This window comes from Microbacterium sp. NPDC089695, from assembly GCF_044749085.1.
GTDB lineage: Bacteria > Actinomycetota > Actinomycetes > Actinomycetales > Microbacteriaceae > Microbacterium.
In genome coordinates, this window is record NZ_JBIVHG010000001.1 from 1,010,106 (window position 1) to 1,033,774 (window position 23,669).

The window sequence follows — 23,669 nt, forward strand, 5'->3', positions numbered from 1 at the left end:
GCTCAGCCGATCAGGCTGGGCTGAAGGTCTCGCAGGGTGCGGCGATGCGTCATGCGCGTGACGCCGATCGCCGCGAACACGAGTGCGCCGACGAGCCACAGGCCGAGCACCGCGAGATCCCACCCGGCTCGGGCGAGATCACCGCCGTACATGAGCTGTCGCATGGCGTCGACGACGTATCCGAGAGGCAGGACGTGGTGGAGCGCGGCGAGCGGACCCGGCAGCGTCTGCCAGGGGAAGGTGCCGCCGGCGGTCACGAGCTGCAGCACCATCAGCACGAGTCCGAGGAACTGCCCCACCGATCCCAGCCAGACGTTCAGCGCCAGGATGATCGCCGCGAACGTCGCCGACGCGGCCATCAGCACGCCGAGGGTGCCGAGCGGATTGTCGAACGTGAAGCCCAGGGTGATCGCGAGGATGCCCATGAGGCCGAGCATCTGCACGGCGCCGAGGGCCGCGGGCGTCAGCCAGCCCGCGAGGGTCACGCGGATCGGCGAGTGCAGGGCGGTGACCGCGCGCCGCGAGATCGGCTTGACGATGAGGAACAGGGCGTAGATGCCGATCCACGCCGACAGCGCGGCGAAGAACGGTGCGAGACCCGCACCGTAGTCCTCCGCGGATGCGACCTTGTCGCTCGACACCGAGACGGGGTCGGCGATCGTGTCGGCCTGCTTCTCGCGGAGCTCGGGGGTGGATGCCGGGATCTGCGCCACGCCGTCGGCCAGGCCGTCGCGCAGCTCGGCCGTGCCGTCGGCGAGGGTGCCGAGGCCGTCGCGCAGCTGGGTCGCACCGTCGTTCGCGGCGGCAGCGCCCGTCGCGACGGATCCGGCGCCGTCGGAGAGCTGGGCCGCACCGGACGCGACCGCTGCGGCGCCGTCGGCGAGCTGATCGACCTTTCCCACCGCGGTCTGCACCGTGGAGTTGCCCTCCTGCAGGCGGGTCGCGAGCGGGTCGAGCGAGGCGAGCACCTGGTCGATCTCGTCCTGCGTGAGTCCGCGGTCGGCGAGCAGCGTCGCGATGTCGCTGCGCACCTGCGGCAGGGCGTTCGTCGCCTGCTGCACGGCCGAGCCGGCACGGTCGGCGACGTCGGCGAGCTGTCGGTTGCCGTCACTCACCTGCTGCGCTCCGGCGGAGAGCGTGGACGCGCCGTCCGCGAGCTGCGCGGTGCCGGCAGCCAGCTCTGCGGTGCCGTCGGCGAGCGTCGCACTGCCCGATGCGGCCGTCGTCGCACCGTCGGCGAGCTGCGTCGCCCCGTCGACCGCGGTGACGAGGCTGTCGCGCACGTCGCTGAGTCCCGTGAGCAGGCGCTCGGCCGCTTCGCTCCCGACCATCTCGGCCACGGAGCTGCGGATCTTCTCCACGGCCTGCGTGCCCATGGACGAGGCGAGGTAGTTGTTCGCGTCGTTGGTCTCGAGGTCGATCCGCGCCTGGTGCGGGTCGTCGCCGGCGGCCGACGTCAACGCGGCCGAGAAGTCGGCGGGGATCGTCACGGTGAAGTCGACCGTGCCGGTGCGCAGCGCCTCGGCGGCCTCGGCGGCATCCATGCGTCGCCAGTCGAAGGCGTTGCCGTCGATGAGGTTCTCGGCCACGTCTTCGCCGTAGTTCACGGTCTCGCCGGTGGGCTCCTGCGTGCCGGTCGTGGGCGCGGGGGCTCCCGCGTCGTCGACGACCAGCGCGACGGGCACCTCGGGGAACTTCGCGTACGGGTCCTGATTGGCCCACAGGTAGAGGCCTCCGTAGAGGATCGGCACGCAGACGAGGGCGATCAGGGCGATCACGCCCATCCGACTGGCGGTGAGACGCCGCAGCTCGGCCGCGATCATGGCGGGGACCTTCATCGGGCGTCCTCCTCATCGGTCTCGGATGCCGGGACCCCGTCGCCGTCGGCGTCGGTGTCGCCGTCGGCGGCGTCGTCGAGCACCAGCGGCTCCACGGGGCCGGAGGCGTTCACGGCGTCGAACTCCTGCATGCGCTCGAGTGCGACCGCGGCTGAGCCGCCGACGATCACGAGCATCGCGTAGCCGCGGTCGGCGAACTCCATGGCGATGCGCCACCAGCCGTCGGGACTCCCGCCGTGCCGGTCGGGGGCCACGAGCACGATGCCCCGGGCGCCGTCGCGCAGCACCGCGAGCTCGCACAGGATGCGCACGCGCGCCGCGGGATCGACGTTCCCGATGGGCACCCCTGCCAGCTCGCCGAAGCCGAGTCGGCTCAGCCAGCGACGGGCGTGAATGGGTGTGGCGCCGAGACCGGCGAACATGAGCTCTTCGCCCACGACGCCGGCCAGCGTGATGTCGGGATGCGGGTCGCTGACGTCGGGGGCGTCGACGAGGGCGATCGTGCGACGCAGCAGCCGGTTGTCGGTCGCGCCGTCGATCGTGACCCGACCGGTGTCGGGACGCATGCGTCCGCTCGCGATGAGTCCCAGCACGGTCGGCCGCTGCTCGGTCTCGGCGAGGGCGAAGCGCACGGCGCCGGTGTGGAATTCGAGGCTCGTCGCGGGCAGCGCCTGACCGGCGCGGCCCTTGCTCACGTCGTGCAGGGTCACTCTCATGATGCGTCCTCGATCTCGATGACGTCGGGGTGGGCGGCGAGCAGCTCGTCGCTCTCGCGCCACGAGAGCCCCGCGATGCTGAGCAGGGTGCGCACCGCGAGGTCGGCGGCGCCCGAGCTCGACGCGTCGGTCCGCGCGACGACGGTGCGGGCGACCTCCTCGATCAGTCGGGCGAGGGCCGGTGCGGCGATGTCGGTGCGGAAGGCCCCGGCATCCTGTCCCCGTCGCACCAGTGCGGCGACCGTGCGGCGCAGCGGCGCGAGCGCATCGGCCGTGTGCGCGACGTGCGCCTCGTCGAGGGCGAGGGCTGCGGCGACCTGCACGTGCGAAGCCTCGTGCCAGAGTCGAGCGGCGAGACGGGCGAGCGCCAGCCGGGGGTCGGCGTCGGTCACGGAGGCGGCGATCGCGTTGAAGCGCTGCGCTCCCGTGGAGATGAGCTCGCGGATCAGAGCGTCACGATCGTCGAAGTGCCCGTAGAGCGTGCGGCGGGAGAGGCCGGCGCCGCGCGCGATGGCGTCGATCGAGGCGCGCGGGTCGATCGCGAGCGTCGCCCGGGCGGCGTCGAGGATGCCGGCGCGGTTCTCGAGCGAGTCGCGGCGGGGTGAACGGGAGGTCATGACTCCATGGTACTTATCATGCACAGTGATGTGCAAGATAACTCGACGGACTCACAGGATGCCGGGGCGGGGCGGCGCTCATCGACGGGGCAGGCTCCACAACTCCGGAGAAACAGAGAGTTTGTCGTCGCTGAAGGGCCGATGCGGCAGTACGCGTCGCGGATCTCCGGAGTTGTGGCGGCAAGAACCCGAGCATCGCACGACAGAGGGGGCGGATGCCGCAGCATCCGCCCCCTCGTCGATCAGACCGCTACTGCGCCTGGCGGCGACGACGGATGATCAGCAGCGCGAGCCCCGCCAGCAGCAGCAGGATGCCGCCGCCGATCGGGATCCACGGCACGTCGCCACCCGTGGCGGGCAGCGCGCCCACCGTCACCACGACCTCCGCGGTCGCCCGCGAACCGTTCACGTCGGCGATCGAGTACGTCACCGGCGTCGTCCGTCCGGTGAAGCCGGGCAGCGGCGTGAACACGAGCTTCCCGTCGACGACCGTCCAGGTGCCCTCACCGGGCACCGTCAGGCTGTCGACGAGGTTGCCGTCGCCGTCGACCAGCTTCAGCGTGCCCGGGTCGAGCGGCACGCCCGTCGCGCCCGAGTCGTTCGCGAGCACATCGATCGTGACCGCCGTGCCCTGCGGGGTGGTGGCCGCGTTGTCGCGGGCCACGGGGTCGAGCCCCTGGACCGTGATCGTCAGCGTCGCCGTGGCCGTGTTGCCGAGCGAGTCCGCCGCGGCGTACACGACCGGGGTCGCGCCCCCGCGGAACTGCTTCTCCGGCGTGAACGTGATCGCGCCCGTGGCCGGGTCGATCCGGTACACGCCCTGTCCGGGCACCGTGAGCGTCTTGCCACCGTCGCTGACGGTGCCGACGCTCTGCGCGTCGACCGGGAACACGACCGAGGTCGGGTCGAGCGTGCCGCGCTCCCCGTCGGCGTCGAGGCCGGCGAGGTCGTTCGCGAGCACGTCGACCGTGACCGGCGTGTTCTGCGGCGTGCGATCGACGTCGTTCTCGAGCGCCGGGCCCGGCTGCACCGTCACCACGAGGGCGGCCGTCGCGGTCGTGCCGTTGGCGTCGCTGATCGTGTAGCGCACCGGCGTGGTCGCTCCGCTGAACCCGTCGGCGGGGGTGAACGTCACCGTGCCGTCGTCGTTCAGCGTGAACGTGCCCTGCCCTGCGATCTCGAGCGTCTTGCCTGCGTCACGGATCTCGGCGTCCAGACCGTCGGGGATGCCCGAGGCCTCGAACACCGCGGAGTCGACCACGAGCGGCACCGCGGTGTCGCCGGCGTCGTCGTTGCCGACGATGTCGAACGTCACGGGCGTGCCGTAGGCCGTCGTCGCCGCGTCGTCCGTCGCGGTCGGCGTGACAGCGGTGACGACGATCGTGATCGTAGACGACGCTGTGTTGCCGTTCTCGTCGGTCACCGCGTAGGTGATCGGCGTCGCGGTCCCGCTGAACGTCGGCTCGGGCTGGAACGTCACATCGCCGTTCGCGGCGACCGTGTACGCGCCCTGCCCGGGCACGGTCAGGGTCTTGCCCGCATCCGACACGACCGCGCCCGCGGGCTGGCCGTCGACGGGGAAGACCACGCTCGCGTCGTCCCACTCGCCGTCGCTGTCGTCCGCGTTGCGCGACGGGGTGTCGTTCCCGAGCGGAGACACCGTGACGGCGATGCCCTGCTTCGTCGTGTCGCCGTCGGCGGTCGCGACCGGGCCCGGACGCACCGTGACCTGCACCACGGCCTCGCGCTGCGTGCCGTTCGCATCCTCGATGCGGTAGGTCACCGCCGTCGTCGTGCCGCTGTACCCGGCGACCGGGGTGAAGACGGCGTTGCCCTCGGCATCCAGCACGAACGTGCCCTGGCCAGGGATCGTCAGCGTCCTGCCGTCGGGTGAGACGGTGACGCCCGCGGGCTGCCCGGTGGCCGAGAACACGGTCAGACCGGGCACGAGCGGCACGAGTGGGTCGCCCGCCGTGTCGTTGTCGAGCAGGTCGACCGTCACGGGGGTGTCGAACACCGTCGAGGCGGAGTCGTCGACGGCGACGGGGATGACGGCGCTCACCGTGATGGTGACCGTCGACGAGACCGTCGCACCGTTCGAGTCGGTCACGGAGTACGCGATCGGCGCGGCGGTGCCGGTGAAGCCCGGAACAGGGGTGAACGTGACCGCACCGGTGGCGGGGTCGATCGTGTAGACGCCCTGACCGGGGACCTCGATCGTGCGACCGCCGTCGCGGATGTCGGCTCCGTCCGGCTGTCCTGCTGTCGGGAAGACGACGCTTCCCGGGGTCAGGGTGCCGCTGTCGCAGCCGTCGGGGACGTCGGTCTCGCCGGGCTCGCACGGGTTTCCGAGGTCGCTCGCCGCGTCGTTCGCGAGGAGCGGGACGGTGACCTGCTGGCCCTGCTTCGTGGTGCCGCCGTCGGGCGCTGCGAGTGCTCCGCGGCCGACCACGACGTTGACCTGGCCGGTCGCCGGCGTGCCGTTGGTGTCGCGCACCTCGTACTCGACGGGGCCTGCCGTGCCTTCGAAGCCGGGTGTCGGCTCGAACCGGATCGTGCCGGAGCCGTCGATCGTCCACGTGCCGTCCGGAGTCACCAGCGTCTTGCCGCCGTCTGTCGCGGCCGGGTCGGTGAAGACCACGGATGCGGGGTCGAGCGGTGCCGAGGGCGATCCGGGCGCGTCGTTCGCGAGCGGATCGAACTCGATCGGAGTGGTCCCCGGCGTCTTGACCGCGTCGCCGATCACGATCGGAGTGATCGGACGCACCGTCACCGTGATGGTCGCCGAGGCCGTGTTGCCTGCCTGGTCGTCGACCTCGTAGGTCACGGGCGCCGCGGTGCCGGTGAACTGCGCCGCCGGATCGAAGGTGACCTGACCGGTCGACGGGTCGAACGTGTACACGCCCTGGCCGGGCACCGTGAGCTCACGGCCGTTCGCCGACACCGTGCTGCCGGTGGGCAGCGCGGGCGTCACGACGAACCGCACCGACTCCGGGTCGAACGTTCCGGCGGTGCCGTCGGCGCGCAGGCCCGGGGTGTCGTTGCGCAGGATCGGGAACGTGACGTCGACGTTCTGATCCGTCGACGTGCTGTCCGCGGTGGCGGACGGACCCGGTCGCACCGTCACCGCGACGGTCGCGGTGGCGGTCTGGCCGTTCGCGTCGGTGACCTGGTAGGTCACCGGCGGAGTGGTGCCCGAATAGCCGTCGGCGGGCGTGAAGGTCACCTGTCCGTCGGTGCCGATCGTCCACGTGCCCTCGGGGGTCGTCAGCGTCTTGCCGCCGTCGGTCGCCGCGGGGTCGGTGAAGACCGTGAGCGTCGGGTCGAGGGCGCCGCCGGGGCCGGCGGTGTCGTTGGCGAGGACGTCGACCGTGACCGCGGTGCCGTACGGGGTGTTGGCGGTGTCGGGGGTGGCTGAGGGCTTGACCTCGGTGACGGTGATCGTGATGGTCGAGCCTGCGGCGTTGCCGTTGTTGTCGGCGAACGTGTACGCGACGGGCTGGGCGGTGCCGAAGAACGTCGCGGCGGGGGTGAACGTCGTGACGCCCGTGGTGGCGTTGATGACGTACTGGCCCTCGTTCGGGACGGTCAGGGTGCGGCCGCTGTTGGTGACGGTCGCGCCGGCGGGCTGTCCGGTGGTCGGGAACTGCAGGGTCGACGGGGCGATGGTCCCTGCGGTGCCGTTCGCGTTCTGGCCGGCGGTGTCGTTGCTCAGCGGCGACACGTCGACGGCCACGCCCTGCGTGGTCGTGTTCGTGTCGGCCACAGCCGTCGGACCCGGGCGTACGGTCACGCCGACGGTCGATGTGGCGGTCTGGCCGTTCGCGTCGGTCACCTGGTAGGTCACCGCCGGAGTCGTGCCGGAGTACCCGGCGTTCGGGGTGAACGTGATGCGGCCGTCGGTGCCGACCGTCCACACGCCGTCGGCCGTCTCGAGCCGCTTGCCGCCGTTCGTCGCCGCGGGATCCGTCAGGACGACCGAACCGGGTACGAGGGCGCCGCCGGGGCCGGCGGTGTCGTTGGCCAGGACATCCACGGAGATCGCGGTGCCGTACGGGGTGTTGGCGGTGTCGGGGGTGGCTGTGGGCTTGACCTCGGTGACGGTGATCGTGATGGTCGAGCCTGCGGCGTTGCCGTTGTTGTCGGTGAACGTGTACGCGACGGGCTGGGCGGTGCCGAAGAACGTCGCGGCGGGGGTGAACGTCACCACGCCCGTGGTGGCGTTGATGACGTACTGGCCCTCGTTCGGGACGGTCAGGGTGCGGCCGCTGTTGGTGACGGTCGCGCCTGAGGGCTGTCCGGTGGTCGGGAACTGCAGGGTCGACGGGGCGATGGTGCCTGCGGTGCCGTCCGCGTTCTGACCGGCGGTGTCGTTGCTCAACGGCGACACGTCCACGGCCACGCCCTGCGTGGTCGCGTTCGTGTCGGCCACAGCCGTCGGACCCGGACGCACCGTCACGGTCGCGGTCGAGTCGGACGTGAGCCCGTTGTCATCCGTGATGCGGTACCCCACGGGCGTGGTCGTCCCCGAGTATCCCTGTGCCGGGGTGAAGGTGATGCGGCCGTCGGTGCCGATCGTCCACACGCCCTCGGTCGTCGTGAGCGTCTTGCCGCCGTTCGTGGCGGATGCCGAGGTGAACACGGTCTGCGCGGGAAGGATGACCCCGTTTCCCGGGGTGTCGTTCGTCGCACCCGCGAGGACGATCGGCGTCGTGCCGAACGTCACGGTCGCGGTGTCGGCGACCGCGACGGGCGGCGGCAGCTGGTTCGAGAAGGTGCACACGGTCGACGAGCCGTCGGTGCCGGTGGGCGCCGTGTAGGTCGCGGTGTTCCCGGTGCCCTGGGAGATGACTCTGCCGTCCTGGTCACGACACGCCCAGGTGGTCGTGTAGTTGCCGAGGTTGGTGGTCCCGTTGCCGGTCTGCGTCACCGTGTAGGTCTCGCCGGGGAGCACGACACCGGGCTCGGTGCTCGTGCTGCCGTCGGGGTTCGGGCTGCTGGCCGGGAAGTCCGGCGCCGTGCCCGGGGTGCCGTAGGAGCCGCCGCCGACGGTGATGGTGGTCGAGTCGGTCGGCTGGTCCTTGCCGTTCGGGAAGGCCGAGACGACCTCGGCGGTCGAGGGGTTGGCGCACGTGCCGAGGTCGGTGGACGTGACGCCGGCCGGCAGCGTGATCGGAGCGCCGATCGAGGCGCCGGTGATCGGGTTGGCCTTCTGGATGCTGGTGGAGCCGCCGACGTACAGGTGCCCGTCGGAGGCGAAGGCGATGCCGTTCGCCGCGGACTGCGTCGTGCCGGTGGTGAGCTCGACCGAGGTCATCGCGGTGCCCGTGCCCGAGGTCGGGATCGTGCCGTCGGCGACGTAGAGACGGTAGGTCGACGTCGCAGGGCTGCCGCTGGCGGTGCTCGCGTTGACGAGGTACAGGCGGCCGGCCTTGTCGAACGCGATGTCGCCGTTACCGCCGGGGGCGTTCGGGGCGTTCACGGCCGCGACGATGCCGGGCTGTGCGATCTGGGTCTCGGGGTTGTAGACGTAGAGGTTCAGCGTCGAGCCCGTGTAGGCCCCGTAGTAGTACAGGCCGGTCTTCGGGTTCACCGCGCCGACGGTGCCGTTGGCGACGCCGCTCGGCTTCGGGTGGGCGGTGGTCGCCCCGGCGGCCGCGTTGTAGTCGACGATGCTCGAGGTCGCGCCGGCGGAACCCGTGCCGTAGTACGCGTCGGTGCCGTTGGCCGCGATACCGAGCTGGTTCGCGTTGAGCCCGACGTTCGACGGGATCGTGAACGCGGGCGTGCCGCTGACGGTGCCCGTGGTGGTGCCGCCGGTGGTCGTGAGCGTCATGGCGCGCACCGACTGATCGGCCGAGTTCGTCAGGTAGAGCGTGTTGATGCAGCTCATCGCCGGTGCGGCCGTGGCGGCCTGCGGAGTGGCGACGACCGCGAGCCCTGACGCGACGAGCGCGGTGATGGCGACGGTGGCGGAGGTGCGGGCTGATCGCCGACGCCCCCACTTTCGGGCATGGTTGACGTCGGTTTTCAGCGACATGCATCTCCCCTTGCATTCGTTGACTGGCAGAACAGGGGAGGTCCTATGCTCCCCCCGCTACGACCCTAGCAACCGATATTTCACTCGCGCATTATCTATTTTCGGAGTGTCTCGAGGGAGGGGAGAGACGACGAGGGGTGGATGCGATCTCGCATCCACCCCTCGTCCGCAGTCGGTGTCAGTCGGTGCCGAAGTCGAAGGCGGCGCCCTCGGAGGCGGTGTCGACGGCATCCGCGAGGGTCTCGTCGGCCTCGGAGACCGAGCCCTCCACGGCTCCGGTGATCTCGGAGGACTCGCCTGCCGTGACGCGTCCGACGAGCTCGCCGGTCGCGCCGCCCACCAGGCCGAGGCCCGCGTACTGCTCGAGGCGCGCACGCGAGTCGGCGATGTCGAGGTTGCGCATCGTGAGCTGGCCGATGCGGTCGACCGGGCCGAAGGCGGCGTCGCCGACGCGCTCCATCGAGAGCTTCTCGGGGCCGTACGAGAGGTTCGGCGAGGTCGTGTCGAGGATGGTCCAGTCGTCGCCGCGACGCAGACGGATCGTGACGGATCCGGAGATCGTGGAGCCGACCCAGCGCTGGATGGACTCGCGCAGCATGAGCGACTGCGGCTCGAGCCAGCGGCCCTCGTACATCAGGCGACCCAGGCGGCGGCCCTGCTCGTGGTAGGTCGCGAGGGTGTCTTCGTTCAGGATGCCGTTGACGAGACGCTCGTACGCGATGAAGAGCAGCGCCATGGCCGGAGCCTCGTAGATGCCGCGCGACTTCGCCTCGATGATGCGGTTCTCGATCTGGTCGCTCATGCCGAGGCCGTGGCGTCCGCCGATCGTGTTCGCTTCCATGACGAGGGCGACCGGGTCGGTGTACTCCACGCCGTTGATGGCGACGGGGCGGCCGGCCTCGAACGTGACCGTGACGTCTTCCGACTCGATCGCGACCGACGGGTCCCAGAACTTCACGCCCATGATCGGGTCGACGGTCTCGAGCGAGACGTCGAGGTGCTCGAGGGTCTTCGCCTCGTGCGTGGCGCCCCAGATGTTGGCGTCGGTCGAGTACGCCTTCTCGACCGAGTCGCGGTAGGGGAAGTCGTGGGCGACGAGCCATTCGCTCATCTCCTTGCGCCCGCCGAGCTCGGTGACGAAGTCGGCGTCGAGCCACGGCTTGTAGACGCGGAGGCGCGGGTTGGCGAGCAGGCCGTAGCGGTAGAACCGCTCGATGTCGTTGCCCTTGTAGGTCGACCCGTCGCCCCAGATGTCGACGCCGTCCTCCTTCATGGCGCGCACGAGAAGCGTGCCCGTGACCGCGCGGCCGAGAGGAGTGGTGTTGAAGTACGTCTTGCCGCCGGAGCGGATGTGGAACGCGCCGCAGGCGAGGGCGACGAAGCCCTCCTCGACCAGGGCGGTCTTGCAGTCGATCAGGCGCGACGCCTCGGCGCCGTACTCCAGGGCGCGACCGGGGATCGACTCGATGTCGTCTTCGTCGTACTGCCCGAGGTCGCCCGTGTACGTGTAGGGCACCGCGCCCTTGTCGCGCATCCACGCGACGGCGACGGAGGTGTCGAGTCCTCCGGAGAAGGCGATGCCGACGCGCTCGCCGACGGGCAGGGACTGGAGGACCTTGGACATGCCTTCCAGTCTATCGGCGGCGTGTCGGCTGTTTCGGACGGCGTCCTGATCTCAGGAAGGGGTGGGGAGGGCCAGCGCCGCACGCTGGTGCGCGGCGTAGCCGCCTCCCCAGGTGGTCAGGGCGTCGACGAGCGGCATCGCCCCGCGGCCGAGGTCGCTCAGACGGTACTCGACCTTGGGCGGCACCTGCCGGTAGACCGTGCGGATGAGCAGGCCGTCGTCTTCCAGTTCGCGCAGCTGCCGGGTCAGCACCCGCGCCGTGGGTTCGTCGAGCAGGCGGCTGAGTTCGCCGAAGCGCAGCACGTCGTGCTCGTCGAGGAGGCTGAGGATGCTGGGCTTCCACGCCCCGCCGAGCACCGCGATAGAGATCTCCGCGTCGCAGGCGTCGCCCCATTCGCGGACGATGCGTGCCGTCTTCTCCCTCATCGATCCCGCCTTCCGTCACGGCCATAGTATCCGAAACGTCAGTATGTATCACGGATGACCGTACTTGTCCCGAACGTACCGCACCCGCGAGACTGAGTCGGTGACCTCTCCCGTACCCGTCGTGCCGGCTGCGCAGCGCCCGGCGCGGCATCCGTGGCTCGCCATGATCCCGCTCCTGCTCGGTATCCTGATCGGTGCGCTCGCGATCAGCAGCGTGTCGACGGCGCTCCCCGCGATTAGCGGCGATCTCGTCCTCTCCGACAGTGGAGCTCTGTGGCTCGTCGACGTCTACGCGCTCTCCCTCGCCGCCACGCTGATCCTCGCCGCGCGCATCGGCGACGCCTTCGGACGCAAGCGCATCGTGCTGCTCGGCCTCGCCGGCTTCGCGGCGCTCAACCTCGTGGGCGGACTCGCGCACGACGGACTGCTGCTGATCGTCGTGCGTGCTCTGCTCGGCGTCGCGGAGGCGTTCGTGGTCGCCGGCGTCGTCGCGACGATCGGCGCGCACTACCAGGCGCGGCAGCGCGTGCTCGCCTACGGCCTGTGGACCGCGACGTTCGGCACCGGCAGCGCTCTCGGTCCGGTGCTGGGCGGTCTCGTGACGGAGGGGCCGGGATGGCGGTGGCTGCTGCTCGGCAGTGTGCCGCTCGCCGTGCTCGCCGGGGTGCTCGCGATCTGGCTCGTGCCGGACTCCCGCAGCTCGCGCCCCGTGTCGTGGGACGCGCTCAGCATCGTCTCGTCGATCGTGGCGCTCGGCGCCCTCGTGTTCGCGCTGCACGAGGTCCTCGCCGCACCCGTCCCGGCGGCGATCGCCGGCGTGGTGGCGGTCGCGACCCTCGTGTACTTCATCCGTCGGCAGCGTCGGTTGACCGAGCCGCTCATCGACATGCGGCTGTTCGGCGTTCCCGGGTTCAGCCCCGCTGTGGTGCGCATCGTGGCGAGCAGCGGCGTCTCCTCGGCATCCGTGCTCCTGGTGAGTCTGCACCTGCAGGACCTGCGCGGGTTCACCGCCGCGGAGGCGGGGATCGCGATCCTGCCGCAGGCCGTCGCGATCGCGCTCGGCGGTGTCGTCGCCCCGGTGTTCCTGCGCTGGCTGAGCTCGCCGGCGCTCACGGTGCTGGCGCTCTCGGTGCAGGGCGTCGGCCTCGCGTGGCTCGCGCTCGGCGCGGATGTCGTGGCGATCCCGCTCGTGCTCGTCGGCGCCGGGTTCGGCGTCGCCGCGACGCTCGCCGCCACCACCCTCTTCGACGTCACGGTGCCGGACGACGCCGGCCAGGTGGGGGCGATCCAGGAGGTCGCGTTCGCGCTCGGCGGCGGCCTCGGCATCGCCCTGCTCGGCACGATCGCCTCGGTGGTCGGTTCCGGCGGGTTCGCGGTCGCCCTGGTCGTGGCGGCCGTCGCCGTCGTCGCGGCCGCGCTGCTGCCTCTCACGAGACGGCGCTCCATCGACGCCGTGACGCCCACGCGCTGACGCGCTCCCGCCGGAAGGACACCATGTCGCACACCCGCTCCACCGTCCACTGGATCCACGCGCACCCGCAGGGCGCATCGTTCAACGCGCGACTGTTCCGCGACGGCGTCGAGGCGCTGTCGCGCGACCACGACGTCGAGGTCACCGACCTGTACGCGCAGGGGTTCGATCCCGTGCTCGGAGCGCGAGACCTTGGCCTGCCGCAGGGGCGCGACGGCAATCTCGTCGACCTCATGGGAGAGGCGTTCGCATCGGGTCAGGTTCCTGGCGACGTCGTCGAGGAGCAGCGCAAGCTCGCCGCTGCCGCTCTCGTCGTGCTGCAGTTCCCGCTCTGGTGGTACGGCCCGCCCGCGATCCTCAAGGGGTGGTTCGACCGTGTGCTCACGAACGGCTTCGCGTACGGCCCGACGGATCCCGAGACCGGACTCCCGCTGCGCTACGGCGAGGGTCCGCTCGCCGGACGCCGCGCCCTCGTGATCGTGACCGCCGGAGAGGACGACCGCTCGATCGGCGACCGCGGCATCAGCGGCGACATCGACTCCCTGCTGTTCCCGCTCACGCACGGCACGCTCTGGTACACGGGCATAGAGCCGCTCGACCTGCACGTGGTGCACGACGCCGACGGGCTCACGACAGAGGCGATCGACCGCGAGAGCGACCGACTGCTCGCGCGTCTCGCAGGTGTCGACGCCGAGCGGCCGAGCAGCCCGTACCGACGCCTGCGCGACGGCGACTACCGGGGCACCAGGGCGCTGCGCGCCGACCTGCTGCCGGGGAGGACGGACCTCGGCATCCACCGCGTCGGCTGAGCGAGCGGTCAGAGCATCCGGACGTCGATCCGCACCGCGGCGTACGTCGACAGGGCACGCTGATCGCACGTGAGCAGAGGGATGCCGGCGGCCCTCGCCGCGAGGGCGACGAGGCCGTCGTAGACCGCACCGCCCGCGATGCCGGCGGCGGCGAGGGTCGGCACGGCGCGCAGCGCGTCGCGAGGGGGCAGCGCCGACGACGCCGGGAACGCGCGATCGATCAGCTGTGACGCACGCCGCGGAGTGACGCGGGCGGCACCGGGGAGTCGGGTGAGCACCGAGTAGGTCTCGAGCATCGCGTGTCCGGCGAGGCCGAGGACGCGACCCCGACACGCCTCGTTCACGCTCTCGTGGAACGGATGCGCCTCGTGCAGCAGCGCGATGGCGGCGCTCGTGTCGAGCAGAAGGTCAGCGCTGGTCGGCAAGACGCAGCTCGCGGATCTCGTTCGGCGTCAACGACGGACCGCCGGTGATCACCAGGCGTCCGTCCTTCTCGACGACGTTGTCGGGGGCCTCGACCTCGACGCGCACGCCGGTGCCGTCGATGATCAGATCGACCGGCCCCGGCAGCATCCCCAGTCGCTCTCGGATGCTCGCGGGGATGACGATCCGCCCCGCCTTGTCCATGGTTGCCTTCATGCCATGACGATACCACTGACATGGCATGGGCCGTAGAGGCCTGTGGAGAGCGGAGAGCGGATGCCGGCGCTGTGACGCGCCTGACCGCGACGCGCGGCTCGAACCCCGCGCACCTCTGGGCTTCCCGGCTTCCCGGTGGCAGAGTGTGCGGGACGGAGGTGCACATGGGTCAGGCAGTGCTGTGGGGCGCGGTCGCGGCCGCACCGCTGTTCGTCGGCGCTGTCCTCGCTCTGCTGCGCACCTGGCCGCCGCGGTGGCTCGGCATCGTGCTCGGCTTCGGCGCCGGCGCGCTCATGGCGTCGATCGCCTTCGAGCTGTGGGAGGAGGGTCTCGCCCTCGCAGGGCCCATCCCGCTCGTCGTCGGCGTCGCGCTCGGCGCCCTGAGCTACTACGTCGCCGACCGCATCCTCGATGCCCGGGCGGCGAAGACGAAGGGATCGGCGGGGGGAGGCCAGCTCGCCGTCGGGGCGCTGCTCGACGGCATCCCCGAACAGCTCGTGCTCGGCATCGGCCTCGCTTCGGGCGAGCCCGTGAGCGTCGCGCTCGTCGTCGCGATCCTGGTGTCGAACCTGCCCGAGTCGATCGGATCCGCCGCCGACCTGCTGCAGGGCGGCATGACCCGTTCGCGCGTGCTGCTGCTGTGGGCCGGCGTGACGGTGATCTGCGCGGCGGCGACCGTCGCCGGATTCGGGCTCGCATCCGTGACCGACGACACGTTCCGCTCGGCGGCGAGCGGATTCGCCGCCGGCGCGCTGCTCGTGATGCTCGTCGACTCGATGGTGCCCGAGGCGCAGTCGAAGGCGAAGGAGTCGACGGGTCTCGCGACCGTGCTGGGCTTCGCGCTCGCGGCGGGTCTCGCGCTCGCGAGTTGAGGCGCCGGCGCCGCCCCGCCGTCCGGCGGTCAGACGGCCTCGGATCGGACGCGGTCGGCGGGTTCCCCTCGGCGACGCACGGCGGGATGCTGAGCGGAAGGTCGCCCCCGCGCGACGATGGACACTGAGGACGAAGGAGTTCCCATGACCGACACGCTCACCCGCCCGCCGTTCGATCCCGAGCTCGAGGCCGCTCTCGCGCTCGTCGCGGATCAGCTGCCGACGACCCTGACCGCCGAGATGATCCCGCTGCTGCGGCAGTCGCCGGTCGCCGGCGACGACGAGGTCCGGCAGGTGCTGGCCGACCGCGGGTTCGTGTGGCGCGACGAGACCATCCCGGGTCACGACGGCGACGACATCGTCGTGACCGTGATCGAGAAGGAGGGACGCACCGGCACCGGCCCCGGCTTCTTCCACACGCACGGCGGGGGCATGATCATCGGCAACCGCTGGCTGGGGGTCGTCGGCTTCCTCGACTGGGCAGAGCGCTTCAACGGCGTCATCGTCACGGTCGAGTACCGGCTCGCGCCCGAGTTCCCTGATCCGTACCCGGTCGAGGACTGCTACGCCGGGCTGCGGTGGACGGCCGAGCACGCCGACGACCTCGGCATCGACACCACGCGCCTCGTGATCGGCGGCGGCAGCGCCGGTGGCGGTCTGGCGGCGGGCACCGCGCTGCTCGCTCGCGACCGCCGCGGGCCCGCCCTCGTCGGGCAGCTGCTCATCTACCCGATGCTCGACGACCGCGACGAGAGCGTCTCGACCCGGCAGATCGACGGCGTCGGGGTGTGGGACCGCGGCTCCAACATCACCGGCTGGACCGCTCTGCTCGGCGACCGCAAGGGCACCGACGAGGTCTCGATCTACGCCGCCCCGGCGCGGGCGACCGACCTCTCGGGGCTCCCGCCGGCGTTCATCGACTGCGGCAGCGCGGAGGTGTTCCGCGACGAGGACGTCGCCTACGCCTCCCGGCTGTGGGAGGCGGGTGTCCAGGCGGAACTCCACGTCTGGGCCGGAGGGTTCCACGGCTTCGACATGTTCGCCCCGCACGCCGCGGTGGCGCAGGCCATGCTCGCGGCACGCGATGACTGGATGAACCGCCTGCTCGGATGACCGTCGTCGCACCTAGGGGGTCGAGGCGTCGACCCCCTAGTGTGGAAGCCCCGCGCGATGGAGCCCGACATGCAAGATCTGCTGGGGCGGCTCACCGCCCTCGACCCCGACGCGACCGAGACCCTCAAGGTCGTGTCGTACTTCGACACCCTCGTCGCGCGCTCGGTCGGCGTGGAGAGCATGCTGCGAGGGGCCGCCGTGTTGAGCGGCACCACGGTCGGGCAGCGCGACGGCGCGCAGGTCATGCGCGTGCGCGCCGACGGCGTCCGCGTCGACCCGCAGGCTCCCGATCCGGCTCACCCGCACCGCGAGAGCGGCCCTGACGCGATCGTGTGGATCGAGCGCGAGGGCGAACCCCACACCAACGACGCCATGATCCTGGAGCGGCTGTCGCTCGCGCTCGGCATCCTCCGCGCGCGCCGTTCGGTCGCACCCGAGAGCGCGGTCGAGCTCGCGATCAGCGCGTACTCGAGCCCTGACGAGCGGGCGGCGGCGCTGGCCCGGCTGCGTCTCACCGCCGGCGACCTGCGCGTCGTCGCCTCCCCTCCGGATCCGGCACCGCTGCCCCGGCATCCGTCCGCCGTCGTCGCGACGCGGCATGGACTCACCCGGGCCACCCTGCTCGAGGTGGACGTCGATCCGTCCGCCGCCTGGCCCTCGGGAGCTGGGGTGAGACTCGGGATCGGCCCGGCGGGTGCGGGCGCGGCGCTCGCCGCGTCGTGGGGCGCGGCCCTCGTTGCGGCGCGCCTCACGAGCGACGCGGAGCCGACCGTGCGCGCCGAGGAGCTCGGGGCCGCGCTGGTCGTCGCACAGCACGCCGAGTCGCGGCCGCCGCACCCGGATGCCGTCGCGCTCGGTCTCCTCGATGCGCGCGGTCTCGAACTCCTCGACGCGATCGCCGAGGAGAGGAGCGTCCGCGGAGCCGCCGCCCGGCTGGGGCGCCATCACTCCAGCGTGCAGGAGCGGTTGACGGCGCTGATCGAGGTGCTCGGCTACGACCCGCGCACCTCGCGCGGGCACACGCGCTACTCACTCGCGCGGATGCTGCTGACCCTCTCGACCTGACCCGTGCGCCACCGGGGCGCCACCCGGTCAGAAGAAGCCCGGATAGTCCTCGAGCTTCTCCTCGAACTCGGCGCGGTCGGCCTCGCTGAGCACCCCGCTCGCGATCACGGTGATCTGCAACCCCTCCAGGGGCTCTCCGGTGCGGGCGCTCTGCGCCTCCCGTGACGTGCGGAAGCCGCCGGTGGGGTCCTGCGACAGGTCGTAGATGTTCGCGTAGAAGCGCAGCGGATCGGGATAGTTCTCCGTGTAGTACTCCCACGTGTGCTGCAGACGCGGATCCTCGCTGCCGTAGAGCTTCGCCTTCATCGAGGCGTCGATGCCCGAGTTCGCGTCGTTGAACGAGTACAGGTACGCGAGACCGTGCTCGGTGACGACGTCGTCGATGAGGTCCATGACCGCGAGCTTGCGGTCGTAGTCCTGGATCGGTTCGGTCGTCGCCCATCCGACCGAGGTGTACTCGACCAGCATCGACTCGCCGCCGTAGCCATTGCGCTCGGGTCGGAAGTCCTCGTCGCCCACCTGCACCCATTCGTACCCGAACTCGGCTGTGATCCTGGCACGGATGTCGGCGAACAGGGCCTCGGCCTCGGCCTGCACCTGCTCGAGCGACTGCTGTCGCAGGGTGGTCTGCGGGTCGGTGCCCTTGATGCCCGGGTAGGCCTCCTCGTGCTTCTGCTCCTCGGACTTCATGCCCTCGTAGCCGCCGGCGGCGGAGGTGCGCAGGGCGCTCACCCCGCCGATCGTCGCGACGTTCACGACCAGAGCGATCGCGAGCGCGATGGCGCCGAACGTGCGGCCGCGCCCTGTGAAGAGCGCGCCGATCGCGATGGCCACGACCGTCAGCTGCAGGGCGATCATCGTGACCCCGTACAGGGCGTCGGTCGCGCCCGCCGCGAGGGTCACGAGCAGGGTCACGGCGAACAGGATGCCGCCGATCAGCGCGATCCATCCGACGGCGTTCGCGGGCTTCTTCGCGTCGGCGTCGGCCGTCGCCGTGCCGATCGCGCCGGGGTCCGTCGGCGGCAGCACCACGGACGACGACTGGCGCCGCGCACCCTGGTACCCGCCCGGCGGCGGCACGGGAGGGGCGCCCTCGGTATCGGCGACGTACCGCGCCCGCTGCTTCTCGTGATCCATCACCATGGTCTGTCCGTCCCCGAACCGGGCTCGTCGCCGCCCTGCTGCTGGTCGCGCTCCTGCGTGCCCTGCTCGAGCTTGTCCTTGAGCTTCTCGAGCGCATCATCCGAGGGCTGAGGGTCGGGCTGCTCCTGCGGCTCCTCCTCCGGTTCGGGCTGCTCCTGCTGTTGCTGCTGCTTCTGCTTGAGGCGGTCCTCGAGGCCGTCCTGGCTGTCATGCATGCTCCGATTCGGGTCGGAGGACTGCTGCTGAGCCTCCTCGCTGTTGCACTCGGCGGGCATGTCGGCCGTGACGGTCAGCGCCTCGCCGTAGAGCTGCGCGGCCGTCACCCCGTCGCCGTCGGCACGCGCGGCGTCGCCCATGCGTTCGATCACCAGGGCGAGGTTGATGCGCACCATGCACACCTCGAGTCCTGTCGCGAGGTCGAGGGACTCCTCGAACTTCTCGCGCGCCTCGGGCAGACGCTCGGCGCCGGCGAGCGCGGTGCCGACGTTGAAGGGCGCCTTGTAGGGCTCGAACCAGTTGAGGAACTCCTGTCCGCGCGCCGCCGATTCCGCCGCGGAGAAGTCGTCGGCGACGTAGGCGCTGATCGACTGGTGGGCGAACGCGTACATGCTCAGGATCTTGCCGACGAACAGCAGCGCCGCGAGCGTCAGCGGCAGGGTGCCGATCGCGATCCACCGACGGATGCGACGGCGCCGCCTGTTCGAGGCCAGGAGGGAGGATGCCGCCTGGGCGCGCAGTTCGTCGGACTCGATCATGGCGCTCATGCGTCACCTCCGGTGGTCGGCGTCGTGCGGGGAGCACGCAGGTGCCGCAGGCGCGCGACGAGCATGCTGGCGCGCGCGAGCTCGATCACGAGCAGTCCGGCGACGACGAGCGCCGCGATCCAGTACAGCTCGGTGACGGTGCCGACCGAGCCCGATGCGGCGTAGTTCGTCGTGGTCGACGGCGGCTCGGGCAGCACGAGCTCCGCGTCGGCGGTGCGGTGCTGGTACTCGACGCCGAGCTGCTCCGCGATCCTCTCGAGATTGGTCTCGTCGATGACCGACAGGGCGTCCGCTCCCTCGTACTGGATGTACTCGCCCGACGAGGTGCCGACGGCGCCGGTGGTCAGCCGCATCGGACCCCCCTCGTCGGTGCCGTAGCCGAGCACCGCGCCGGCGTCCGTGTACTTCTCACTGCCGTCGAAGGGCTCGGGCGGCGAGTCGACGGTCTGCTCGCCGTCGCCGAAGTAGAACACCATGCGCGAACGGTCGGGCTGCGCTTCGGCGGCGCTCTCGAGGGTGTCGGCGAGCAGTTGGTTCGCGATGCCGATCGAACTCCCGCGCGACTGGCTCGTGACCTCGGGCCGCAGCACGTCGAGCGACGAGACGAGCGCGGTCGTGTCGGTCGTGAGCGGCAGCCGCAGATCGGCCGAGGCGTCGGCCGTGATGAGCGCGAAGCGCGCGCCCGGGTACTCCTCGACGATGCGCTGCACGTCGGCGCGCACGCCGTCGAGTCGCGGGGCGCCGTCGCCCCAGTCCTCCCCGACGATGCTCGCGGTCGTGTCGACGACCAGCACGATGTCGGTGTCGGTGGCGAGCGTCTGGGTCGATCCGCCGGGGATGCCGGGTCGCAGCAGCATCGTGAACACGGCGAGCAGCATCACGATGCGCATCGCCCACAGCGCCTTGGTGCGACCGGGTGCCTTGACGAGGGCGAGCACGGCGATCGCCGCGATCGGCGCGCAGAGCAGCACGAGCAGGAAGACGTTGAGGACGGGCTGGAAGGTCACAGTCTCACCCTCCAGAGCACGACCACGAACGACAGTGCGGAGATCAGCAGCACGACGATCCAGAGGTCGGGGGTGTCGGTCCATACGACCTGGGCCTGACCCGTGAGCTCGGTCGCCTCCTGCTCCTGCACCTGCTCGACGATGTCGCTCACGGTCGTGGTGTCGCGCAGACCGTAGGCCGCGCCGCCGGTGGCCTCGGCCGCGCGGGCGAGCTCGGCGCTCACCGCGGCGTCCTTGTCCTGCACGGGGTTGAGGGCGAACACGCGGACCCCCACCGACGCCGCGTAGGCGGCAGCCTCGTCGAGCGTGACGATCGATGCGCCGTTGATCTCGTTGTCGGTCGCGAAGATGATCGACCGCGACCGATCGTCGTCGGGGTGGTCGAAGGCCATGGCGCACGATGCCAGCCCGTCGCCGATCAACGAGGCGCCTTCGCCGTTGAGCGTGCCGACCCAGTGCTCGGGGATCTCGTCGAGGTAGTCGAAGCTCTCGCGGATGCTCTGCATGTGCCCGCGGATGAACTCGTAGTCGTCGGTGAGCGGGAAGATCTGCACGGGCGAGCTGTTGAAGATCGTCAGACCGATGCGTTCGCCCTCGAAGTCGTCGAGGAGCTCCTCGAACACCGTGAGCACTTCGACGTCGACCTCGCTCATGGATCCGGACACGTCGAGGCACAGCATGATGTCGCGGCTCGTGTTGACCGGCTGGATCGTCTGCGACGACATCGGCCGCGCCGACACCACCCCGGCCGCGAGGATCGCGACGACCCCGAGCAGCAGGATGCCGGAGAGCGCGAGCACGCGTCGGTTCAGCGCCTGCCGGAACGTCGGCAGGGCGCGCAGACGCTCGGCCCTGGCGACGCGAGCCTGCGCGTGCACGCCACCGCGGCCGGTTCCGCGCAGTCCCAGCAGCACGCCCACGACGATCGCCGCGACCATGACTCCGGCGACGACGAGGATCAGCCATCCGTTCGCTAGTGCCATGTGCGCACCACCGTCCTCGCGGCCTCGGCCCCGGCGAGCGGGTCGATCGACGGGCCCTGACGGAAGATGCTCGGGTAGTAGTGCCGGCTCACGGCGTCGATCAGTGCCGGGTGCACGCCGCGCGCCCGGAGGTCGTCGAGGGCGAGGACCGGGGCCTCCAGACCGCTGTACTCGTTCACGAACGTGCGCACGACGCGGCTCAGCTCGAGGTTCGCGTTGCGGGCGGTGAGCGTCCGAGCCCGGTAGTCGTCCTCGATGCGCTGGACCCGCTCGAGGTACTCCACGCGCAGTTGCGAGAGCACGTCGACGGTCTGCAGGGTGGGGATGTCGCCCGCGCGGCGCAGGGTCAGGTCGCGTCGGGGGCGCGTGAACGCCGCGACCAGCCAGGCAGCGGCGACGAGCAGCACCAGGATGCCGATCGCGAGCAGGATCCATCCCCAGCCGTACTGCGCCGGAGGATAGAGCTCATCAGAGCCGGGCATTCGACCTCCGATTCAGCAGCTGCAGCAGCTGCGAGACGGCGTCGTCCTGGTCGGCGAGCACCCCATGACTGATCTCCATGCGGGTCAGCAGCTCGGCGAGGCGCGAGGCATCCGCCTCGGTCTGCGCCGTGAGCTCGCGCACGATGTCGGCGTCGCCCTGCACGAAGTCGGGCACCTCCCACAGGCTGTCGACGTCGAGGCGGGAGGCCGCGGTGCGGTGGTCGAGCACGGGTTCGGCGTCGCGCACGGTCAGCCACAGCACGTCGTGCTGCACGCGCAGCCGGCGCAGCATCCGCTCGGTCTCCTCGGTGACGGGAGCCTCGTCCGTCACGATCACGACGATCATGCGGCGCGAGATCGTGCGGGCCACGTACGACAGCAGGGCGTCGCGGTCGCTGGGCGCCCTGCTCTCGTCGATGGCGCGATCGACCGTTCGCAGCGCGTGCTCCAGTGCGCCCTCACTGCGCCCGGGAGCGCGCCGGCGCACACGGTCGGCGTCGCCGTACACGAGGGTGAAGTCGTCGCCGTGGCGGAGGGCCAGCACACCGAGCACGCCGGTCGCGAGGACCGCGAGGTCCTTCTTCGACTTCTCGTCGCGCGCGAGCGCGCCCATCGAGCGTCCGGTGTCGACCACGAACATCACGGTGTGCATGCGCATCGCCCGGTGGCGTTTGACGAGCGGGGTGCCGAGTCGTGCCGTGGCACGCCAGTCGATGTCGCGCACCTGATCGCCGTACTCGTATTTGCGCAGGTCCTCGAAGTCGAGGCTGCGGCCGTGCAGCAGCGACGCGTAGGCGCCGTCGAGCGCGTGCAGCGATTTGCGCGACGAGTGGATGAAGAGCTTGCTCTTCACCTGGGTGATCAGGCTGGCCATGGGAGCAGACCGCGTCAGGGCGTGGGGACCGCGCCGAAGATCTGGTCGATGATCTCCTCGCTGCGGATGCCCTCGGCGTCGGCCTCGAAGGTCAGCAGCACGCGGTGGCGCAGCACGAGGTGACGCAGGGCGCGGATGTCTTCGGGGAGCACGTGCGCGCGGCCGTTCAGCAGCGCGAGCGCCCGGGACGCCTGCAGGAAGGCGATGCTCGCGCGCGGGCTCGCGCCGTACTTGATGTAGCGGGCGCGCTCCTCGCCGATGTACGGCGCCGGGTTCCGGGTGACGTACGCGATCGACACGATGTAGTTGCGGATCGCGGGGTCGACGTAGATGCGGCTCGCGACGTCCTGCAGCATCCGCACGTCGTCGAGGGTGATCGCGCTCTCGACGTGACGGTCGGGGTCGAGCACGCCCGAGTCGATGCGTCCGAGGATCTCGAACTCGTCGGCCGGGCTCGGGTACTCGACGATCTCCTTGAGCAGGAACCGGTCCATCTGCGCCTCGGGCAGTTCGTACGTGCCCTCCTGCTCGATCGGGTTCTGCGTCGCGATCACGAGGAACGGCTGCGGCAGGTGGTGCACCTCGCCGCCGATCGTGGTCTGGTGCTCCTGCATCGCCTCGAGCATCGCGCTCTGGGTCTTGGCGCTCGACCGGTTGATCTCGTCGAGCAGCACGAAGTTCGCGTGCACGGGGCCGAGCACGGTGCGGAACGACCCGGTCGCGGCGTCGTAGATCTGGTTGCCGGTGATGTCACTGGGCAGCAGGTCGGGCGTGCACTGGATGCGCTTGAACTGCGCCTTCACGGTGTCGGCCAGGGTGCTCGCGGCGGTGGTCTTGGCGAGACCCGGCACGCTCTCGAGCAGGATGTGACCGCCCGCGATCAGCGCGATGAGCAGGCTCATGCGGAGGCGCTCCTGGCCGACCATCTTGGCCGAGTAGGCGTCGGAGACGGTCTTCAGCACGGCCTCTGCGCGACGCAGCTCGGCGTCGGTCGGCGCCTCCGACCTCGTGGAGGCCGACGGCGAGGCGGGAACCTGCGCGGCGGCGGCGGCTTCCGCGCGAGTGGCGGGCGGCGCCGGAGGGGCGGGCGGTGCGGGCGCGGCCGAGGGGGCAGGAGGGGGCGGCGGCGTGGATCCCGCGGAGGCTCCCGGTGCGTACGACTCGTTCATCAGTCTCCTCGTTCCCT

General features: G+C 71.1%; 20 protein-coding genes. 5 read left to right on the forward strand and 15 right to left on the reverse strand.

Going from position 1 to position 23,669, the window contains the following annotated elements; all coding sequences use genetic code 11:
• Positions 1-2 precede the first annotated feature (2 nt).
• From ACIPYT_RS05030 to ACIPYT_RS05055, 6 genes are all read right to left on the reverse strand, one after another.
• The gene (locus tag ACIPYT_RS05030) at positions 3-1,838 is read right to left on the reverse strand and encodes a YhgE/Pip family protein (protein WP_401071235.1); all 1,836 of its coding nucleotides are present in this window, start codon (positions 1,836-1,838) and stop codon (positions 3-5) included.
• On the reverse strand, positions 1,835-2,554 hold the full coding sequence (locus ACIPYT_RS05035) for a hypothetical protein (protein ID WP_401071237.1): 720 nt from the start codon (positions 2,552-2,554) through the stop codon (positions 1,835-1,837). The genes ACIPYT_RS05030 and ACIPYT_RS05035 overlap by 4 nt, the downstream gene beginning before the upstream one ends.
• Entirely contained in the window at positions 2,551-3,171 is a 621-nt protein-coding gene (locus ACIPYT_RS05040) for a TetR/AcrR family transcriptional regulator (protein WP_401071239.1), read from the reverse strand. Before ACIPYT_RS05040 ends, ACIPYT_RS05035 begins: the two co-directional genes overlap by 4 nt.
• A 250-nt stretch (positions 3,172-3,421) precedes the next feature.
• The gene (locus tag ACIPYT_RS05045; RefSeq protein WP_401071241.1) at positions 3,422-9,211 is read right to left on the reverse strand and encodes an Ig-like domain-containing protein; all 5,790 of its coding nucleotides are present in this window, start codon (positions 9,209-9,211) and stop codon (positions 3,422-3,424) included.
• Positions 9,212-9,389: 178 nt separating this feature from the next.
• A complete protein-coding gene (gene argG, locus ACIPYT_RS05050) occupies positions 9,390-10,835 on the reverse strand; it encodes an argininosuccinate synthase (protein WP_401071243.1) in 1,446 nt (481 codons plus the stop codon).
• 51 nt (positions 10,836-10,886) lie between these two features.
• On the reverse strand, positions 10,887-11,261 hold the full coding sequence (locus tag ACIPYT_RS05055; protein WP_401071245.1) for a winged helix-turn-helix transcriptional regulator: 375 nt from the start codon (positions 11,259-11,261) through the stop codon (positions 10,887-10,889).
• 100 nt (positions 11,262-11,361) lie between these two features.
• Between ACIPYT_RS05055 and ACIPYT_RS05060 the strand changes: the two genes are divergently transcribed.
• Positions 11,362-12,732, forward strand: a complete 1,371-nt coding sequence (locus ACIPYT_RS05060) for an MFS transporter (protein WP_401071247.1) — start codon at positions 11,362-11,364, stop codon at positions 12,730-12,732.
• A 23-nt stretch (positions 12,733-12,755) separates the two neighbouring features.
• Positions 12,756-13,541 (forward strand): NAD(P)H-dependent oxidoreductase, encoded by a 786-nt coding sequence (locus ACIPYT_RS05065; RefSeq protein WP_401071249.1) that lies wholly within the window; start codon positions 12,756-12,758, stop codon positions 13,539-13,541.
• 8 nt (positions 13,542-13,549) lie between these two features.
• Here the strand turns inward: ACIPYT_RS05065 and ACIPYT_RS05070 are convergent, their stop codons facing one another.
• Both ACIPYT_RS05070 and ACIPYT_RS05075 read right to left on the reverse strand, forming a co-directional pair.
• Complete coding sequence (locus ACIPYT_RS05070) at positions 13,550-13,966, reverse strand: PIN domain-containing protein (RefSeq protein ID WP_401071251.1); 417 nt, start codon at positions 13,964-13,966, stop codon at positions 13,550-13,552.
• Complete coding sequence (locus ACIPYT_RS05075) at positions 13,950-14,180, reverse strand: AbrB/MazE/SpoVT family DNA-binding domain-containing protein (protein WP_401071253.1); 231 nt, start codon at positions 14,178-14,180, stop codon at positions 13,950-13,952. The genes ACIPYT_RS05070 and ACIPYT_RS05075 overlap by 17 nt, the downstream gene beginning before the upstream one ends.
• Before the next feature lie 164 nt (positions 14,181-14,344).
• Here ACIPYT_RS05075 and ACIPYT_RS05080 point away from each other — a divergent pair, with 164 nt between their 5' ends.
• The 3 genes from ACIPYT_RS05080 (at position 14,345) to ACIPYT_RS05090 (ending at position 17,230) form a co-directional block, all read left to right on the forward strand.
• A complete protein-coding gene (locus ACIPYT_RS05080; RefSeq protein ID WP_401071255.1) occupies positions 14,345-15,052 on the forward strand; it encodes a ZIP family metal transporter in 708 nt (235 codons plus the stop codon).
• A gap of 144 nt (positions 15,053-15,196) precedes the next feature.
• The gene (locus ACIPYT_RS05085; RefSeq protein ID WP_401071257.1) at positions 15,197-16,165 is read left to right on the forward strand and encodes an alpha/beta hydrolase; all 969 of its coding nucleotides are present in this window, start codon (positions 15,197-15,199) and stop codon (positions 16,163-16,165) included.
• Positions 16,166-16,234: 69 nt separating this feature from the next.
• Positions 16,235-17,230 carry a helix-turn-helix domain-containing protein gene (locus tag ACIPYT_RS05090; RefSeq protein ID WP_401071259.1) on the forward strand — a complete coding sequence of 332 codons (996 nt, stop codon included), beginning with the start codon at positions 16,235-16,237 and terminating at the stop codon, positions 17,228-17,230.
• A 27-nt stretch (positions 17,231-17,257) separates the two neighbouring features.
• Here ACIPYT_RS05090 and ACIPYT_RS05095 read toward each other — a convergent pair whose 3' ends face one another.
• Genes ACIPYT_RS05095 through ACIPYT_RS05125 form a run of 7 tightly spaced genes read right to left on the reverse strand, consistent with a single transcriptional unit; the run spans position 17,258 to position 23,652 of the window.
• The gene (locus ACIPYT_RS05095; RefSeq protein WP_401071261.1) at positions 17,258-18,373 is read right to left on the reverse strand and encodes a hypothetical protein; all 1,116 of its coding nucleotides are present in this window, start codon (positions 18,371-18,373) and stop codon (positions 17,258-17,260) included.
• Entirely contained in the window at positions 18,367-19,137 is a 771-nt protein-coding gene (locus ACIPYT_RS05100; protein WP_401071263.1) for a hypothetical protein, read from the reverse strand. Before ACIPYT_RS05100 ends, ACIPYT_RS05095 begins: the two co-directional genes overlap by 7 nt.
• Positions 19,134-20,144 carry a VWA domain-containing protein gene (locus tag ACIPYT_RS05105; RefSeq protein ID WP_401071265.1) on the reverse strand — a complete coding sequence of 337 codons (1,011 nt, stop codon included), beginning with the start codon at positions 20,142-20,144 and terminating at the stop codon, positions 19,134-19,136. Before ACIPYT_RS05105 ends, ACIPYT_RS05100 begins: the two co-directional genes overlap by 4 nt.
• Positions 20,141-21,127 (reverse strand): VWA domain-containing protein, encoded by a 987-nt coding sequence (locus tag ACIPYT_RS05110; RefSeq protein ID WP_401071267.1) that lies wholly within the window; start codon positions 21,125-21,127, stop codon positions 20,141-20,143. The genes ACIPYT_RS05105 and ACIPYT_RS05110 overlap by 4 nt, the downstream gene beginning before the upstream one ends.
• The gene (locus ACIPYT_RS05115; protein WP_401071269.1) at positions 21,118-21,609 is read right to left on the reverse strand and encodes a hypothetical protein; all 492 of its coding nucleotides are present in this window, start codon (positions 21,607-21,609) and stop codon (positions 21,118-21,120) included. Before ACIPYT_RS05115 ends, ACIPYT_RS05110 begins: the two co-directional genes overlap by 10 nt.
• On the reverse strand, positions 21,596-22,483 hold the full coding sequence (locus ACIPYT_RS05120; protein ID WP_401071271.1) for a DUF58 domain-containing protein: 888 nt from the start codon (positions 22,481-22,483) through the stop codon (positions 21,596-21,598). Before ACIPYT_RS05120 ends, ACIPYT_RS05115 begins: the two co-directional genes overlap by 14 nt.
• A gap of 14 nt (positions 22,484-22,497) precedes the next feature.
• Complete coding sequence (locus ACIPYT_RS05125; protein WP_401071273.1) at positions 22,498-23,652, reverse strand: AAA family ATPase; 1,155 nt, start codon at positions 23,650-23,652, stop codon at positions 22,498-22,500.
• Between the last annotated feature and the right edge of the window lie 17 nt (positions 23,653-23,669).

Bases quoted from the DNA above. Each gene is read 5' to 3' on its own strand.
- ACIPYT_RS05030 (WP_401071235.1), bottom strand. From the start codon at position 1,838: ATGAAGGTCCCCGCCATGATCGCGGCCGAGCTGCGGCGTCTCACCGCC.
- ACIPYT_RS05035 (WP_401071237.1), bottom strand. From the start codon at position 2,554: ATGAGAGTGACCCTGCACGACGTGAGCAAGGGCCGCGCCGGTCAGGCG.
- ACIPYT_RS05040 (WP_401071239.1), bottom strand. From the start codon at position 3,171: ATGACCTCCCGTTCACCCCGCCGCGACTCGCTCGAGAACCGCGCCGGC.
- ACIPYT_RS05045 (WP_401071241.1), bottom strand. From the start codon at position 9,211: ATGTCGCTGAAAACCGACGTCAACCATGCCCGAAAGTGGGGGCGTCGG.
- argG (WP_401071243.1), bottom strand. From the start codon at position 10,835: ATGTCCAAGGTCCTCCAGTCCCTGCCCGTCGGCGAGCGCGTCGGCATC.
- ACIPYT_RS05055 (WP_401071245.1), bottom strand. From the start codon at position 11,261: ATGAGGGAGAAGACGGCACGCATCGTCCGCGAATGGGGCGACGCCTGC.
- ACIPYT_RS05065 (WP_401071249.1), top strand. From the start codon at position 12,756: ATGTCGCACACCCGCTCCACCGTCCACTGGATCCACGCGCACCCGCAG.
- ACIPYT_RS05075 (WP_401071253.1), bottom strand. From the start codon at position 14,180: ATGAAGGCAACCATGGACAAGGCGGGGCGGATCGTCATCCCCGCGAGC.
- ACIPYT_RS05080 (WP_401071255.1), top strand. From the start codon at position 14,345: ATGGGTCAGGCAGTGCTGTGGGGCGCGGTCGCGGCCGCACCGCTGTTC.
- ACIPYT_RS05085 (WP_401071257.1), top strand. From the start codon at position 15,197: ATGACCGACACGCTCACCCGCCCGCCGTTCGATCCCGAGCTCGAGGCC.
- ACIPYT_RS05090 (WP_401071259.1), top strand. From the start codon at position 16,235: ATGCAAGATCTGCTGGGGCGGCTCACCGCCCTCGACCCCGACGCGACC.
- ACIPYT_RS05095 (WP_401071261.1), bottom strand. From the start codon at position 18,373: ATGGTGATGGATCACGAGAAGCAGCGGGCGCGGTACGTCGCCGATACC.
- ACIPYT_RS05100 (WP_401071263.1), bottom strand. From the start codon at position 19,137: ATGAGCGCCATGATCGAGTCCGACGAACTGCGCGCCCAGGCGGCATCC.
- ACIPYT_RS05110 (WP_401071267.1), bottom strand. From the start codon at position 21,127: ATGGCACTAGCGAACGGATGGCTGATCCTCGTCGTCGCCGGAGTCATG.
- ACIPYT_RS05115 (WP_401071269.1), bottom strand. From the start codon at position 21,609: ATGCCCGGCTCTGATGAGCTCTATCCTCCGGCGCAGTACGGCTGGGGA.
- ACIPYT_RS05120 (WP_401071271.1), bottom strand. From the start codon at position 22,483: ATGGCCAGCCTGATCACCCAGGTGAAGAGCAAGCTCTTCATCCACTCG.
- ACIPYT_RS05125 (WP_401071273.1), bottom strand. From the start codon at position 23,652: ATGAACGAGTCGTACGCACCGGGAGCCTCCGCGGGATCCACGCCGCCG.